At 61.2% G+C, this 14718-nt stretch carries 14 protein-coding genes; 12 read left to right on the top strand and 2 right to left on the bottom strand.

Annotation, left to right across the window (positions count from 1 at the left end; translation table 11 throughout):
• Positions 1 to 160 precede the first annotated feature (160 nt).
• Entirely contained in the window at positions 161 to 679 is a 519-nt protein-coding gene (locus tag ACWFVE_RS06880) for a zinc ribbon-containing protein (protein ID WP_447528541.1), read from the top strand.
• A gap of 24 nt (positions 680 to 703) precedes the next feature.
• Here the strand turns inward: ACWFVE_RS06880 and ACWFVE_RS06885 are convergent, their stop codons facing one another.
• Positions 704 to 2017 carry a hypothetical protein gene (locus ACWFVE_RS06885; RefSeq protein ID WP_447528542.1) on the bottom strand — a complete coding sequence of 438 codons (1314 nt, stop codon included), beginning with the start codon at positions 2015 to 2017 and terminating at the stop codon, positions 704 to 706.
• 194 nt (positions 2018 to 2211) lie between these two features.
• On the opposite strand from ACWFVE_RS06885, the gene ACWFVE_RS06890 reads away from it, so the two are divergent.
• The 3 genes from ACWFVE_RS06890 (at position 2212) to ACWFVE_RS06900 (ending at position 4109) form a co-directional block, all read left to right on the top strand.
• Positions 2212 to 2634 carry a GFA family protein gene (locus tag ACWFVE_RS06890; RefSeq protein WP_447528543.1) on the top strand — a complete coding sequence of 141 codons (423 nt, stop codon included), beginning with the start codon at positions 2212 to 2214 and terminating at the stop codon, positions 2632 to 2634.
• Between the two features lie 381 nt (positions 2635 to 3015).
• On the top strand, positions 3016 to 3363 hold the full coding sequence (locus ACWFVE_RS06895; RefSeq protein WP_447528544.1) for a DOPA 4,5-dioxygenase family protein: 348 nt from the start codon (positions 3016 to 3018) through the stop codon (positions 3361 to 3363).
• Positions 3364 to 3533: 170 nt separating this feature from the next.
• Positions 3534 to 4109 carry a nucleotidyltransferase family protein gene (locus ACWFVE_RS06900; protein WP_447528545.1) on the top strand — a complete coding sequence of 192 codons (576 nt, stop codon included), beginning with the start codon at positions 3534 to 3536 and terminating at the stop codon, positions 4107 to 4109.
• 100 nt (positions 4110 to 4209) lie between these two features.
• Here ACWFVE_RS06900 and ACWFVE_RS06905 read toward each other — a convergent pair whose 3' ends face one another.
• On the bottom strand, positions 4210 to 5082 hold the full coding sequence (locus tag ACWFVE_RS06905; RefSeq protein ID WP_447528546.1) for a LysR family transcriptional regulator: 873 nt from the start codon (positions 5080 to 5082) through the stop codon (positions 4210 to 4212).
• A gap of 159 nt (positions 5083 to 5241) precedes the next feature.
• Here ACWFVE_RS06905 and leuC point away from each other — a divergent pair, with 159 nt between their 5' ends.
• From leuC to trpB, 8 genes are all read left to right on the top strand, one after another.
• Complete coding sequence (gene leuC, locus ACWFVE_RS06910) at positions 5242 to 6711, top strand: 3-isopropylmalate dehydratase large subunit (RefSeq protein WP_447528547.1); 1470 nt, start codon at positions 5242 to 5244, stop codon at positions 6709 to 6711.
• 3 nt (positions 6712 to 6714) lie between these two features.
• The gene (gene leuD, locus ACWFVE_RS06915) at positions 6715 to 7362 is read left to right on the top strand and encodes a 3-isopropylmalate dehydratase small subunit (protein WP_447528548.1); all 648 of its coding nucleotides are present in this window, start codon (positions 6715 to 6717) and stop codon (positions 7360 to 7362) included.
• A gap of 31 nt (positions 7363 to 7393) precedes the next feature.
• Complete coding sequence (leuB, locus tag ACWFVE_RS06920; protein ID WP_447528549.1) at positions 7394 to 8476, top strand: 3-isopropylmalate dehydrogenase; 1083 nt, start codon at positions 7394 to 7396, stop codon at positions 8474 to 8476.
• Between the two features lie 114 nt (positions 8477 to 8590).
• Positions 8591 to 9703 carry an aspartate-semialdehyde dehydrogenase gene (asd, locus tag ACWFVE_RS06925; protein WP_447528550.1) on the top strand — a complete coding sequence of 371 codons (1113 nt, stop codon included), beginning with the start codon at positions 8591 to 8593 and terminating at the stop codon, positions 9701 to 9703.
• 179 nt (positions 9704 to 9882) lie between these two features.
• Positions 9883 to 11748, top strand: coding sequence for a type IV pilus assembly protein FimV (locus ACWFVE_RS06930; protein WP_447528551.1), 1866 nt, complete (start codon positions 9883 to 9885; stop codon positions 11746 to 11748).
• Between the two features lie 25 nt (positions 11749 to 11773).
• Complete coding sequence (gene truA, locus ACWFVE_RS06935; protein WP_447528552.1) at positions 11774 to 12715, top strand: tRNA pseudouridine(38-40) synthase TruA; 942 nt, start codon at positions 11774 to 11776, stop codon at positions 12713 to 12715.
• A 52-nt stretch (positions 12716 to 12767) separates the two neighbouring features.
• Positions 12768 to 13415, top strand: coding sequence for a phosphoribosylanthranilate isomerase (locus ACWFVE_RS06940; RefSeq protein WP_447528553.1), 648 nt, complete (start codon positions 12768 to 12770; stop codon positions 13413 to 13415).
• A gap of 46 nt (positions 13416 to 13461) precedes the next feature.
• Positions 13462 to 14718: a tryptophan synthase subunit beta gene (trpB, locus tag ACWFVE_RS06945; RefSeq protein WP_447530507.1), complete on the top strand. Its 1257-nt coding sequence runs from the start codon at positions 13462 to 13464 to the stop codon at positions 14716 to 14718.

Genomic DNA, 14718 nt, shown 5'->3' on the forward strand with positions numbered 1-14718 from the left:
GCCTTGGCGTAATTCGCCCCACAAGGGCGCAGTATGAATGATAATGGCGGCTGTCAGATAAGTAGTGCCGATTGTATCCTATGCTGGTGTAACCTTGAACGGTTAGCCGGTGATAGCCCTTCAAGCAAGGACCGCGTGGTACTGAAACAGGAGAGTAACCATGGAACGAGATAACGACCACCGTTTACGCGAAGGCTACGAGCGCCTGCTCGAGCGTATGAAAGATGGTACCGGTGAGCTCACCTGGACGAATCTGCAAAGGGATCTGGACGACGCCGTCGCCTTTGAAGCCGAGTTCGAGGAGTACACCAAGGACGAACTGGCGCTGCTGCGCGCTTGGGTCGAACGCGATTTGCGCGACATGCGCCACTACATGTCGGATACCGGCAAACAGGTGGCGCAGTGGCTAGGTATCGATGTCGATGGGGTTTCGCGGCGCGTGGTCGAGTCGCTTCTCTCGATTGCTGATCGCAGCGTGGTCGAGCGGGAGCGATTCGAAGACGATTTAGAGGCGGCCCGGGCCGACTACTGCGAAGGCGAGCTGGCAGCTCCTGGCCTTATGGCCTGCGTTCATTGCGACGCCCAGGTCATGCTTAGTGGCGTTGCGCGGCTGGAGCCCTGCCATGAATGCGGCCATCGCTACTTCTACCGCTTCCCCAACAAGATTATCGAAACCTGAGTTCACAAACCGGATTTCGACGATTCAAGCGCTAAACTGCCCGATGCCTGCGATCGCGCCCAGCGAGAGCAGGCTCATGATGGCGGCGTAGGCCAGGTTGTCGCGCATCATTTGATAGCCGCTCACCCCGTAGCGCCCCTGCAGCGAAAGATTGATCCCCGAAAGCGGCCCGACGCTGGTGCCCACCGCCCAACTACTCAGGGCGACAAAGGCGAACAGCGTCTGCTCGCTGGCAGAAAGATTCAGTATCGAGGCCAGCACCGACACCCCAATGATCGGATGAAGCCCCGCCAGGGCACTCAATAAAATCGCGACATAGCTGATCATCGCCTGGCCGGTGGTGAAGCGCTCGAACAGCGTCCACTCATCCCCCGCCGCGGCGTTGACCAGCGTGGAAAGGCCAACGGTCAAAAGCCCGGCGGCCAGAAAAAGGGATATTTCCCCGCGCATGGCGGGCAACCGATTGAAGGTGTGCTGGCGAATCCGCTTTGCCGTGAAGATGGGACCCTCGCGTAGATTGACCGCGAGCGCCACGCCGGGCAGTAAAAAGGTAATGATACTCACGATCGAAAGCGACGGCGTGAACCAAAAGTGAAAGAGCATCACCCCAAACGCCATGCCCAGCGGCATGAAGAGACTACGCGGTGAGAGCGAAAAGCCGTCGACGCCGCTTAAATCGAAGCGGCGGCGAAGCTCCAGCGTCGTAATTAGCCCGGAAAGCATGGCGATAGGAAAGCCCACCAGGGCGATTTGGCTGTACTGAACCTCGGGCGCCAGTGCGATCACCACCCCCATGGACGCAAAAAACGGCGACCATAAAGCAGCGCTCGAGAGTCCGCGGTTGAGTGCTAAAAACTGCGGTGTGGTGAGCGGACTTCGCCGGGCGATGCGATCGCCCACCATGAACACGGTGGAAAGGTTCAAAATCGTGCCCAGAAAGTGCACCCCAAGCCTGGTGCGCAGTACACCGCCGCTGCCGGTCAGTCGCTTACCCGCCGCGGGTTTGTTGCCTTGCCGGCCGACCAGCGAGATAAAGCTCACCCCGATCAGCATCGCGACCACGAACACGTTACCTTCCAGCACGTGCGGCCAATCCACATCAGCGCCGTATAGGAACCGCGCCGCTAAAAGCATCAGCCCGCCAATCCCGATCAGCGCCGCCGCCTGCACCCGCGAGCGCTTGGGAATGTCTTTCCAAAGCAGGATGACCGCCGCCCAAAGCAGATAACTCACAAGCTGGGTCGAGGTGATGAAGGGCGTAAACCCGATAATCTGCAAAAAAAGCCCAAGCAAGGCGAGCGTGCCCGCCAGGCGCCGCCGAGAGGTCGTTTGATCCATACGTAATCCTTTAACTTCGAAGGATTAGGCTAATCGGGAAAGCGGCTAAAGGCCAGCAGAAGGGCGGCTACGCGCTGTGCTACGAGTAAAGCGCAATGATCAACACAAAAGGGCAATGAGCAAGTAAGCTTCAATAGAGCGTTCCAGCGCCTGGTGCAAGATTCCAACCCATAACGCGTTACGGAGAGATTTTTATGACCTCGCTATCAGAGAAGCACGGTGCTTGCCTGTGTGGAAATGTTCGTTTGGCCGCTAAAATCGACAATGATCAGGTCAGTGCTTGTCACTGTGAAACCTGCCGAAAGTGGGGCGGCGGCCCGCTATTAGTGGCGGAGTGCGGCGCTGACGTAAGGTTCGAGGGCGTCGAGTATATTACGACATTCGCGTCATCCGACTGGGCGGAGCGCGGCTTTTGTAATCAGTGTGGCACTCACCTGTTTTTCCGTTTGAAGGACGGCGGTTTTCACGGGATTCCGGTAGGGCTTTTCAAAGGTGATAACGAATGGACGTTCGCCGAGCAGGTCTTCATCGAGCAAAAGCCTGCGTTCTACTCCTTTACTCAAAAAACTCGCAACCTGACCGGCGAGCAGCTATTTACACAGTATTCAGAAAAGTAGCGTGTAGGCCCACCAGAGAGGCTGAACGACTGTAAGGTTGTGCGGGCAACATTTTGTAGAGCAGGGTACGGTGCGGGGGCAGAAATGCCGCAGGGAAGGTCTATAAAGGGGGTGACGTCGTAATGTGCTGGTATGTTTTCTCGGGCGCCTGATGGGACGGTATTGATTTTTGGTGTCTTCTAAAGATTTCTTCCCGATCATGACTTGGATCATGGTAATGGAGTATTTGAAGCGCCTCGTAGTGCTCAATAGTGCAAACCTCGAAACGTATATTCATACCCACGTTCCAAAAGGATCACCTGCTTAACGCTGCTGAATGAAATAAGCGTCGGCTAAATGCGTATGGCGATCCCATTCGGTTAATTGAGAGCGAGGCTTCCAATGAATCAACCCAACAGACCCGTTAACCTTCACAAGGCTTACCACGCCCACGTCTACTTCGACGAAAAAACGGTCGTGTTCGCGACCAAACTGTGTGCCCAGGCCGGGGAGGAGTTTGGCCTCAAGGTTGGCCGCGTGCACCAGGAGTGCGTGGGGCCGCACACCAAGTGGAGCTGCCAGATCGCGTTTGGTCAGGAAAGCTTCGATCAGTTCATTGCCTGGTTGGATGCGAACAGAAAGGGCCTGAGCGTATTGGTCCACGCCCTAACGGGTAACACGATCGAGGATCACACGACCTACGCCTACTGGCTCGGTGAGCCGGTGGCGCTGGATCTGAACGGTTTATAAAGCGGTTAGCCAGTACCGATCAACACTTTGCGTACGAGTTCTTTACTGCCCTTTGCGTGTGGTGCTAAAAGCGGAATATGACACGTTTGGAGTAAGGCATAAGGGGCCTCGATGAGCGGGAATACTTACGACTCAACATCACTAAACCCAAACGGTTATCCGGGCGCAAAATGACCAACGAGGCCAGACTGATGGCGTGGCTGGGTCAGGACCGCCTGCGTATGCAGGCGCTACGGGTGGCGGCCGGTTTGGGGCTGAGCCAGTGGTGTCTGGCCGCCGGGTTTGTGCGCAACCTGGCCTGGGATAAAGCACACGGCTTCGATAATGCCACGCCGCTCAACGACATCGATTTGATCTATTTCGACCCCCAGGATACCCGCCCCGAGAAGGACCGCGCCCTGGAGTTGGAACTTAACCGGCGCATGGCACTGCCTTGGTCGGTAAAAAACCAGGCGCGGATGCATACCCGCAACGCTGATGCGCCCTACGGCTCATGCGAAGACGCCATGCGCCACTGGGTGGAGGTAGAAACCGCGGTGGGGGCGCTACTCGATGAGCGCGGAAGGATTCGGCTGGTCGCGCCCTTTGGCGTGGCGGCGCTTTTCGATCTGACCATTACCCTTAACCCGGTGCGGCCGAAACTCGTAGCGTTTCAAGCGCGCCTTGCCGAAAAAGGGTGGCTGCGGCAGTGGCCGGGGCTAACCGTGAAGGGCTTGCCTGTCTCGCCGGATGCCAGAGACGCCTGAGAATTAAGTTTGCTTGCTTGCTGGCTGGACCGCTTTAGACATTTCCTTCAAAAGCCCCAAGGGCTTTCGTCCCACGAAGTGCAAATGTATCGCTTGTAAATCAATAGCGTTTGGTCAGTGCCTCGATCATGCGGCTGGCGGCGTTGGAAAGCGTGCGGTTGGTGTGCACCAGGTAGCCTAGCGGGCGCTCGATACGCGGTGTTTGAACATTTAGCTCCACGATGGTGTCGTCGAGCATTTTTTCGGGTAGCAGACTCCAGCCCAGCCCCACGCTGCACATCATTTTGAGCGTTTCGAGATAGTTGGTCGCCATGCTTACGTGAAGCGTGAGCCCGGCATTTTCGAAGCGCTTTTGAATCAACGCATGGGTGAAGGTTCTGGACCCGGGCATCACGCAGTTGTGATCGCACAGCGTCTCGAGCGTGATGGGCACAGAGGAGCGGCGAAGGGGGTGGTCCGGCGCGCAAACGAAGCAGAGCCGGTCGCGCCAAAGCTCGACGGTTTCCAGCTGCTCTAACGGCGCCGGGGCCAGGGTGACGACGGCGATTTCGAGCGTGCCGTCCAGTACATTCTGATAGGCAAGCTCCGAATCCAAAAAGTGCAGATCCAGCGCTACCTCCGGATGCTGCTCGGTGTAGTGTTTGAGCACCGGCGGTAGGCGGTGAAGACCGATGTGATGGCTGGTGCCCAGGGTCAACGTGCCGCCCACCTGGCCGGAAAGGTTCGTCAGCGCCCGGCGGCTATCTTCTACGGCCTGCAAAATACGCAGCGCTCTGGGGCGCAAAAGATGCCCTGCTTCGGTTAGCGCGATACGCCGACCTATGCGGTCGAAAAGCCGCGTGCCGACCTGGGCCTCGAGAGTTGCAATACGCTTGCTGACCGCTGGCTGGGTCAGGTGGAGCTGCTCGGCGGCGCGAGAAAAGCTCTGCGACTCGGCAACGGCGATAAAGGCCTGGAGGCTCTGCGTATCCATGGATGTTTTCGCTATTCCTTTTTGGAATCTAATCCATAAGTAACATGAATTGCTTTTATGCGCGAGGCGCGCAACACTGGCTTCACTAAAACCGCCCCAAGAGGCGGGCAAGGCGAAAACGCCGGACCGAACCAGCAGGGCACCGCCCGGGAGAGCACAATGTCAGGTCACACCGAGACGTCAGGCCAAACCCTTTACGATAAACTCTGGAATCAACACCTGGTGAAGCAGCGCGATGACGGCACGGCGCTCATCTATATCGACCGCCAGCTGCTCCACGAGGTGACCTCGCCCCAGGCGTTCGAAGGCCTGCGCTTGGCCAAGCGGAAGCCCTGGCGCCTCGACGCCAATTTGGCCACACCCGATCACAACGTGCCCACCACGCAGAAGGAGCGCGCCGCGGGCAACAGCGGTATCGAAGACCCGGTCTCGCTGATCCAGGTACAAACCCTGGACGATAACTGCGGCGAGTACGGCATCGAAGAGTTCAAGATCAACGACCCGCGCCAGGGCATCGTCCACGTAGTGGGCCCGGAGCAGGGCGCCACGCTGCCGGGTATGACCGTGGTATGCGGCGACTCCCACACCGCCACCCACGGCGCTTTCGCAGCCCTTGCCCACGGTATCGGCACCTCGGAAGTCGAGCACGTGCTGGCCACCCAGTGTCTGCTGGCGCAAAAAATGAAGAACATGCAGGTGCGCGTCGAAGGCGAGTTGGGCCTGGGAGTGACCGCCAAAGACGTGGTGCTGGCGATCATTGGCGAGATCGGCACCGCCGGCGGTACCGGCTACGCCATCGAGTTCGCCGGCAGCGCCATTGGTTCGCTCTCCATGGAAGGGCGTATGACGGTCTGCAATATGGCCATCGAAGCCGGCGCCCGGGTCGGGCTCATTGGCGTGGACGACACCACCATCGATTATCTGGGCAAGCGTCCTTTCGCGCCCACCGCCGAGCAGTGGGAAGCCGCGGTGGCCGACTGGCGTGAGCTGGTCTCCGACGCGGACGCCGAATTCGACAAGGTCGTCACCCTTCAGGCGGAAGAGATCGAACCCCAGGTGAGCTGGGGCACGAGCCCCGAGATGGTGACCGGTATTACCGGCCAGGTGCCGGACCCGATGGCCGCCGTGGATGACACGGTACAGCGTAGCCATACCCGGGCGCTGGAGTACATGGGCCTGCAGGCGAATCAAAAGATCACCGATATCAAGCTCGACAAGGTGTTCATCGGCTCCTGCACCAACTCACGCATCGAAGACTTACGCGAAGCCGCGAAAGTCGCCAAGGGGAAGAAGGTGGCGGATTCGATCAAGCTGGCCATGGTGGTGCCGGGCTCGGGCTTGGTGAAACGCCAGGCCGAGGCGGAAGGCCTCGACAAGATATTTACCGAGGCAGGCTTCGAGTGGCGCGAGCCGGGCTGCTCGATGTGTCTGGCGATGAACGCCGACAAGCTCGGCGCCGGCGAGCACTGCGCCTCGACTTCCAACCGTAACTTTGAAGGTCGCCAGGGTTATGGCGGGCGCACGCACCTGGTAAGCCCGGCGATGGCCGCCGCCGCCGCGATTGCCGGTCATTTCGTCGATGTCCGTACATTGCCCGCCAACGATGAAAGCCACGCCCAGGAGGCCTAAGCCATGAAAAAGTTCGAACGTCTCGAAGGCCTGGTGGCGCCGCTGGATCGCGCCAACGTCGACACCGACCTGATCATCCCCAAGCAGTTTTTGAAGTCGATCAAGCGCACCGGCTTTGGCGTGAACCTGTTCGATGAGCTTCGCTACCTGGATGAAGGCCAGCCGGGGCAGGACTGCTCCGAGCGCCCACTCAACGAAGGCTTCGTTTTGAACCAGCGTCGCTACCAGGGCGCCCAGGTGCTGCTGGCCCGGCGTAACTTCGGCTGCGGCAGCTCTCGGGAGCACGCCCCCTGGGCGCTCGAGGACTTCGGTTTTCGGGTGGTGATTGCGCCAAGCTTTGCCGATATCTTCTACAACAACGCCTTCAAGAACGGCATTTTGCTGATCACGTTGGCGGAAGAGCAGGTAGAGCAGTTATTCCAGGAGGTCGAAGCGATTGAGGGCTACCGCCTGGATATCGACCTGGAAGGCCAGCGCGTGACCACCCCCGGCGGCGACAGCTTTGCCTTCGAGGTCGATGCGTTTCGCAAGCATTGCCTGCTCGAAGGCCTGGACGATATCGGCATTACCTTGAAAGACGAGGACGCCATTCGCGCCTTCGAGCAAAAGCACAAGGCCGCTCGCCCTTGGCTTTTCCGTCAGTCCGCTTGAGATTTACCGCTTCGTTTGTTGAGGAAACCGCATGACCCAGAAAGTTTTACTGCTGCCCGGCGACGGTATCGGCCCGGAAATTGCCGCCCAGGCGGCACGCCTGCTAAAAGCCTGTCAGGACGCGGGGCTCGATATCGACGTCGAAGAGGCGCTGGTCGGTGGCTCGGCTTATGACGTTCACGGCGAGCCGCTGCCGGCTGAAACGCTCGAGAAAGCCAAAGCCGCCAGCGCCATTTTGCTCGGCGCGGTCGGCGGGCCGAAGTGGGACAAGATCGAGGATCTCTCGAAGCGTCCGGAAAAGGGGCTTTTGGGATTGCGCAAGCATCTGGGGCTTTTCGGCAACCTGCGCCCGGCGCTTTTGTACCCGCAGCTGGCCAGCGCCTCGAGTTTGAAGCCTGAACTGGTCGCCGGGCTCGATATCATGATGGTGCGCGAGCTCACCGGCGGCATTTATTTTGGCGAGCCGCGGGGTATCGAAGAGCGCGACGGCGAACGCGTGGGCTTCAATACCTACGTCTACTCGGAAAGCGAGATCGAGCGTATCGGCCGCGTGGCGTTCGAGATGGCCCAAAAACGGGGCAAGAAACTCTGTTCGGTCGATAAAGCCAACGTGCTGGAAGTCACCATCCTGTGGCGCGAGGTGATGGAGCGGCTGGCGCCGGAGTATCCGGATGTCGAGCTCTCGCACATGTACGTGGATAACGCGGCCATGCAGCTGGTGCGTGCGCCCAAGCAGTTCGACGTAGTCGTGACCGGCAACATGTTCGGCGACATCCTTTCCGATGCCGCGGCCATGCTAACCGGCTCCATCGGCATGTTGCCCTCGGCGTCGCTCAACGAATCCGGCCAAGGCATGTACGAGCCCTGCCACGGCAGCGCCCCGGACATCGCCGGACAAAACATCGCCAACCCCTTGGCGATGATGCTGTCGGTGGCCATGATGCTGCGCTACTCGCTCAACGAGCCCCGCCTTGCCGCGCGCATCGAAACCGCCGTGGGCGACGTGCTCGACCAGGGGCTGCGCACGGCGGATATCGCCCAGAGCGGCGAGCCGAGCACCTCGACGGTCGAGATGGGCGACGCCGTGCTCGCGGCGTTTGCCCGGCTTGGCTAAAGCGGGCAGGCCTCGAGGTTAGAAGCTTTTAACGAGATCGGCCGCCTTACGCAGCGGCCGATCTCTTTTGTTATAGTGGTGTTGAGAAGACTTTAATCTACTGGAGGACGTTATATGTTGAAGGTCGGTTTTGTAGGCTGGCGGGGGATGGTGGGCTCGGTTCTAATGAACCGTATGCAGGAAGATGGTGATTTCAACGGCATCGAGCCGGTGTTTTTCACCACTTCTCAGGTTGGCCAGCCAGGACCCGACATCGGCGTCGATGTGCCGGCACTAAAAGACGCCTTTGACCTGGAGGCGCTCAAGGCGCTGGACGTCATCATTACCTGCCAGGGCGGCGACTACACCAAGAAGGTTTACAAGGATTTGCGTAGCGGCGGCTGGAACGGCTACTGGATCGACGCGGCCAGCACCCTGCGCATGGAAGACGAGACCACCATCGTGCTCGACCCGGTCAACCGCCGCGTGATCGACGAGCAGCTCGCCAAGGGCACGAAAACCTTCTGCGGCGGCAACTGCACCGTAAGCCTGATGCTGATGGGGCTTGGCGGTCTGTTCGAAGCCGGCATGATCGAGTGGATGACCTCGATGACCTACCAGGCGGCCTCGGGCTCTGGCGCCAAGCACATGCGCGAGCTCTTGAACCAGATGGGCGATCTGCGCCAAAGCGTGGCGGCTGACCTCGACGATCCGGCCAGCGCGATTCTGGATATCGACCGCCAGGTCACTGCCAAAATGCGCGGCAGTGATTTCCCGACCGAGAACTTCGCCGCGCCCTTGGCCGGAAGCCTCATCCCCTGGATCGACAGCAAGCTCGACAGCGGCCAGAGCCGCGAAGAGTGGAAGGGCTTCGTCGAGACCAACAAGATTTTGGGGCTGGGCGATAACCCGATCCCCATCGACGGTCTCTGCGTGCGTATCGGCGCAATGCGCTCGCACAGCCAGGCGTTCACCATCAAGCTCAAGCAGGACGTGCCGCTCGATGAGATCGAAGACCGGATCGCCAAGCACAACGAGTGGGTCAAGCTGATCCCCAACGATAAAGACGCCACCATCGCGGGGCTTACGCCCACCGCCGCCACCGGCACCCTGGATGTACCGGTGGGTCGGCTTAGAAAGCTCAACATGGGCGGCGAATACCTGTCGGCGTTCAGCGTAGGCGACCAGCTTCTGTGGGGCGCAGCGGAGCCGCTCAAGCGTATGCTGAAGATTCTGCGCGAGCGGTAAGCTCGATAAGGTTTAACGCCTGAAAAAGGGAAGCCCCAGTGGCTTCCCTTTTTATTTGCATACCTTAAAAATCGCTAAACTTCCCAGGGAAGGTTTAACTCGCCAGGTTATGGTAATAAAGAATGATGAGTGGGGCCCGTCACTCAGGGCTCGTGGGTAATCAAAGGCAAGGGGCCTTGATGAATAAAACGCTAGCCACCAGTGTTTGGCTCGTTCTTGCAACGCTGAGCCCGGCCGCGCTTGCTTTGGGCCTGGGTCATGCGACAACGCTTTCACCGCTTCAAGCACCGCTCGATGCCACGGTGGACTTGCTTGAAAGCGATGGTTACCGCGTGGAGGACATTCGGGCAAGCGTGGCCGAGCCCTCTGCGTTCAGCGCGCTGGGGCTCGAGTGGTCGCCGCTGCTGTCCAGCCTACAGGTGACGCCAGCGCGCCAAAACGGGCGCACTTTTTTGCGCCTGAGTAGCGCCCAGGCGGTGAGCGCGCCTTGGCTCGACGTGCTGATTACCCTCGATACCCCCTTTGGGCGCCAAACTCAAGCGGTCACGCTGCTGTTCGACCCGGTGGATTACCTGCCCGGCCAACCAAGCGCTGGGGTTGCGGGCGTGGGTCAAACCGCAGCGCCACCCCCTGCGCCAACGCCATCGCGGCCGGCCCCGACAGCAAGCGCCCAACCCGATGCCACCCACACAACCGTTCAGCCCGGCGATACGCTTTGGGATATCGCCCTGAGAACCCGCGCTCCTGGCGTCGACGTTCAGCAGATGATCGCCGCGCTGGCAGAGGCCAACCCGGCCGCATTCGCCGGGGAAAGCATCGACTCGCTTCGCGTTGGTCAGCGCTTGCGCCTGCCTTCCCGGGAAGAGGCGCTGGGACGAAGCCCGCAGCAGGCGGCCCGGGCCGTGAGCGCGCGTAGCGGCGAATCGCCGGCGCGCGGCGCTGCTTCGCCCGAGCCCCAAAATCCAGCCGTCGCGCAAGCACCGGCCGCGCCTCGGGCCGCTGAGCCAAGCGGTGGCGAGAGTAACGAGCAGGGTAGCGTCCGGGAGCCGGCGTCTTTGCCACCGGCCGGCGAAGAGACCGATGTCGAAGCCGCGGTGTTGGATGCGTTAATGGCCTCGCTCAGTCTCGAGTCAGCGCTCGCCGCCGGCGCCGGTGAGGCGGACACGCCCGCGGCGCCGCTGCTGGCCGATAGCGGCGCCGCGCCTACGGCGGTTGTAAGCCAGGCGCTGGCGCCATTTTCACCGCTCCCCGCAGCAAAAGCCGCACCCAATAACGGCGAGTATCAGGCGCTTTTGGATGAACAAACCCGCCAGGCGGCAGAAATCGACACACTGAGAGAGGAGGTGGCGGCGCTGCGCCAAACCCTTGGCGATGTACGAACGCTCGCGCTGGCTCAAACCGGTACCGTCTCGGCCAGTGCGCCGCCAAGCGCCCCGGCGCCTGGCGTGTGGGCATCGCTTCGCGAGCGCTGGGTGTGGCTTGCGGGCCTTGGGCTTTTGCTGCTGCTGGCGGCCATGGTGATCAGCCGTAAGCGTCGCGAACGCCAGTGGGAGGCTGCTCCTCTACCGGTTACGCCGGTAGCGCCCCCGGCATCCGCTGCACCGCCGAGCCACACCGTGCCGGCCGCTTCATCACGCGTTGCAACACCGCCTGACGATGAAACACCTGAGCCACCGACGCCAGAAGGCCCCGGGCCGCAAACCCTGGCGGTCGAACGCCGCGGCCTGGCCGAACAAGACCTGATGGAACCCACGCCCGCGCCCTGGGCGCCAAACGACGCGCCAGACGAACCTGAGTCTGCCGGGGCGTTCAGCGAGGCGTTAGAGCCTAGCGAACAAGATGAACCGGCGCTGGCGCCGAAAGCCCCGGATAGTTCGTCGAATCACCTGATCGATTACCCGCCGGCGCGCGCGACTGCACCCGAAGACAGCGGCGCAAAGCCGCTTTCCCAGGACGTTGGCGCGACCGAGCCGCCATCTTCGACTGAGCCACAGTGGGAAATCGAGGAGGTAGCATTTAAGCCGCGACGCCGGGATAATAGCTAACCCTTTTTCCAACACGGCGTGGCTAATGACGCTTTTTTACCACTTTGATGAAACCACGCCGCTCACCGGGCGGCTGGCCTTGGGTATCGAGTACGACGGCACGCGCTTTAGTGGCTTTCAGCGCTTGAAGCACGCCGCCTCCGTGCAGGGGGCCGTCGAGGAGGCGCTGGCGAAGGTGGCCGGGGCGCCGGTGCAGATTCACGCAAGCGGGCGCACCGACTCCGGCGTACACGCTACCCGCCAGGTCGTCCACTTCGACCCGCCCGCCCAGCGCAGCGAAAAAGCCTGGATCTTCGGCGCCAACACCAATCTGCCCAAGGATGTCGCCATTCGCTGGGTCAAACCGGTATCCGATGACTTTCACTCCCGGCTGGGGGCCCTTGGGCGGCGCTACCGCTATCTCTTCTTGAACCAGCCAAGCCGACCGGTGCTGGAGCGCCAAAACGTAACCTGGTGCCGCGACCCCCTGGATGCAGGCGCCATGCACCGCGCCGCCCAGGCGCTGGTGGGCGAGCACGATTTCACTAGCTTTCGCGCGGCGGGGTGCCAGTCCAAAACCCCCTGGCGACAGATGCACTTTTGCGAAGTGCATCGTTACGGGCAACTGGTGGTCATCGACATTCAGGGTAACGCCTTCTTGCATCACATGATTCGCAATATCGCCGGGGCGCTGGCAAGTGTAGGGCGCGGCGCGCAAAACGAGGGCTATATCGAGGCGCTGCTGGCCAAAAAAAGCCGTCGCGAAGGCGATGTGACGGCGCCGGCCTGCGGCCTTCACTTCGTCGACTCGATTTACGACGAGCGTTTTGCGCTCCCCCAGGAGCCGCTTGGGCCGAACCTGCTCGCCTTTACCGGCGAGTGGACCGGCGACCGGGTGCTGCCGGACAACCCGCGCATCGCCGCCAGGCGCAAGCTCACGTTTGCCGATAGCCCCAAAGCGGCGCCAAGGGGCTCTTCAACGCCTTGAGCGCCGCGGTCTCATCATTAGCGTCCCCCATTTTTTAAAGCCGAGGAGCGCCATGCGCACGCGCATCAAGTTTTGTGGATTTACCCGGGCCGAGGATATCGAGTGCGCCGTGGCCCTTGGGGTCGACGCGCTCGGCTTCGTCATGTGGCCAGAAAGCAAACGGGCGCTTACGCCACACAAGCTCGAAGAGCTCAGTCGGCGGGTGCCGGCCTTCGTTACCCGGGTGGGGCTTTTCGTCAACCAAAGCGCTGACGACATCCAGCGCTGCCTGCCGTATCTGGATCTTTTGCAGTTTCACGGTGACGAATCGGCGGCTTTTTGCGGGCAGTTTGGTGCGCCCTGGATCAAAGCGCTCCGCATGCGTGACGGCGTGGATTTACACCAAGCGAGCGTTGAGTATCGAGGGGCTCAGGCGCTGCTGCTCGACGCCTACCGGCCCGGCATTCCAGGCGGTACCGGCGAGACCTTCGATTGGTCTAGAATTCCCGCATCTCTTGCAAAACCTGTTATCCTCGCGGGTGGATTGACCTCCTCCAATGCGGGGGAGGCGGCGGCTCGCGTTGCGCCCTACGCGCTGGATGTTTCCGGCGGTATCGAGGCGTCTCCCGGCGTCAAGGACCCCGCCTTGATGAGCGCATTCGTTCGTCAGGTAGCGCTTACCGACGCCGAAACGCCGGATCGAGGCGGCGCCGATTCGTGACGCTACGTTCATTTATTGTTTGCCTGCTCGGGCGATCTTGTGAGGTATCTCTGTGACTGTCTCAGCAACTGGTGACACCGACATCGTAAAGACCCGGTTTAGCGATTTGACCAAAATGCCGGACGCCCGCGGCCATTACGGCCCTTACGGCGGCCGCTTCGTCTCGGAAACCCTGAGCTTCGCGCTGGAAGAGCTGGAGAAGACCTACGCCAGCCTGCGCGACGACCCGGATTTTCAGGCCGAGTTCGATTATGACCTTGCGCACTACGTGGGGCGGCCATCGCCGCTTTATCACGCCAAGCGCTGGTCCGAGCAGCTCGGCGGGGCGCAGATATGGCTCAAGCGTGAAGACCTGAACCACACCGGTGCCCACAAGGTAAACAACACTATCGGCCAAGCGCTTCTGGCCAAAAAGACCGGCAAGCCCAGGGTGATTGCCGAAACCGGCGCGGGCCAGCACGGCGTGGCCACGGCCACCGTCGCCGCGCGCTTAGGCCTTGAGTGCGATGTCTACATGGGCGCCCAGGACGTGGAGCGCCAAAAGCTCAACGTCTACCGCATGCACTTGCTTGGCGCCCGGGTGATTCCGGTCGAATCCGGTACGCGGACCTTGAAAGACGCCATGAACGAAGCGCTGCGCGACTGGGTCACCAACGTCGACAACACCTTCTACATCATCGGCACCGTGGCGGGGCCGCACCCGTACCCGCAACTGGTGCGCGACTTCAACGCCGTGACCGGACGCGAGGCGCGGCGCCAGTCGCTTGAGCAGATCGGCCGACTGCCGGACGCGCTGGTGGCCTGCGTGGGGGGCGGCTCCAACGCCATCGGGCTCTTCTACCCGTTCATCGAGGACGACGACGTTACCATGTACGGTGTCGAGGCCGGCGGCGATGGAATGGAAACCGGTCGCCACGCCGCTCCCTTGGCCTCCAATGCGCCGCGGGGCGTGCTGCACGGTAACCGCACCTACCTGATGTCCGACGAGGCCGGACAGGTCTCGGACACCCACTCGATCTCTGCCGGGCTCGACTACCCGGGCGTCGGTCCCGAGCATTCGCTTTGGAAGGATGTCGGGCGCGTCAACTACGTGGCCGCCAACGACAAGGAAGTGCTCGAGGCGTTTCGTGAGCTTACCCGCATGGAAGGCATCATGCCGGCGCTGGAGTCCGCCCACGCGCTGGCTCACGCCAAGGTGCTGGCGCCGACCATGCGCACCGACCAGCATATCGTGGTCAACCTCTCGGGCCGGGGTGATAAAGACATCATGACCGTTGCCAATATTGACGGTCTCAAGTTTTAA

This window comes from Vreelandella mediterranea (assembly GCF_970647075.1).

What these genes read in the sequence shown, in the direction of transcription:
- ACWFVE_RS06880 (WP_447528541.1), top strand. Translation starts at nt 161, where the DNA reads ATGGAACGAGATAACGACCACCGTTTACGCGAAGGCTACGAGCGCCTG.
- ACWFVE_RS06885 (WP_447528542.1), bottom strand. Translation starts at nt 2,017, where the DNA reads ATGGATCAAACGACCTCTCGGCGGCGCCTGGCGGGCACGCTCGCCTTG.
- ACWFVE_RS06890 (WP_447528543.1), top strand. Translation starts at nt 2,212, where the DNA reads ATGACCTCGCTATCAGAGAAGCACGGTGCTTGCCTGTGTGGAAATGTT.
- ACWFVE_RS06895 (WP_447528544.1), top strand. Translation starts at nt 3,016, where the DNA reads ATGAATCAACCCAACAGACCCGTTAACCTTCACAAGGCTTACCACGCC.
- ACWFVE_RS06900 (WP_447528545.1), top strand. Translation starts at nt 3,534, where the DNA reads ATGACCAACGAGGCCAGACTGATGGCGTGGCTGGGTCAGGACCGCCTG.
- ACWFVE_RS06905 (WP_447528546.1), bottom strand. Translation starts at nt 5,082, where the DNA reads ATGGATACGCAGAGCCTCCAGGCCTTTATCGCCGTTGCCGAGTCGCAG.
- leuC (WP_447528547.1), top strand. Translation starts at nt 5,242, where the DNA reads ATGTCAGGTCACACCGAGACGTCAGGCCAAACCCTTTACGATAAACTC.
- leuD (WP_447528548.1), top strand. Translation starts at nt 6,715, where the DNA reads ATGAAAAAGTTCGAACGTCTCGAAGGCCTGGTGGCGCCGCTGGATCGC.
- leuB (WP_447528549.1), top strand. Translation starts at nt 7,394, where the DNA reads ATGACCCAGAAAGTTTTACTGCTGCCCGGCGACGGTATCGGCCCGGAA.
- asd (WP_447528550.1), top strand. Translation starts at nt 8,591, where the DNA reads ATGTTGAAGGTCGGTTTTGTAGGCTGGCGGGGGATGGTGGGCTCGGTT.
- ACWFVE_RS06930 (WP_447528551.1), top strand. Translation starts at nt 9,883, where the DNA reads ATGAATAAAACGCTAGCCACCAGTGTTTGGCTCGTTCTTGCAACGCTG.
- truA (WP_447528552.1), top strand. Translation starts at nt 11,774, where the DNA reads ATGACGCTTTTTTACCACTTTGATGAAACCACGCCGCTCACCGGGCGG.
- ACWFVE_RS06940 (WP_447528553.1), top strand. Translation starts at nt 12,768, where the DNA reads ATGCGCACGCGCATCAAGTTTTGTGGATTTACCCGGGCCGAGGATATC.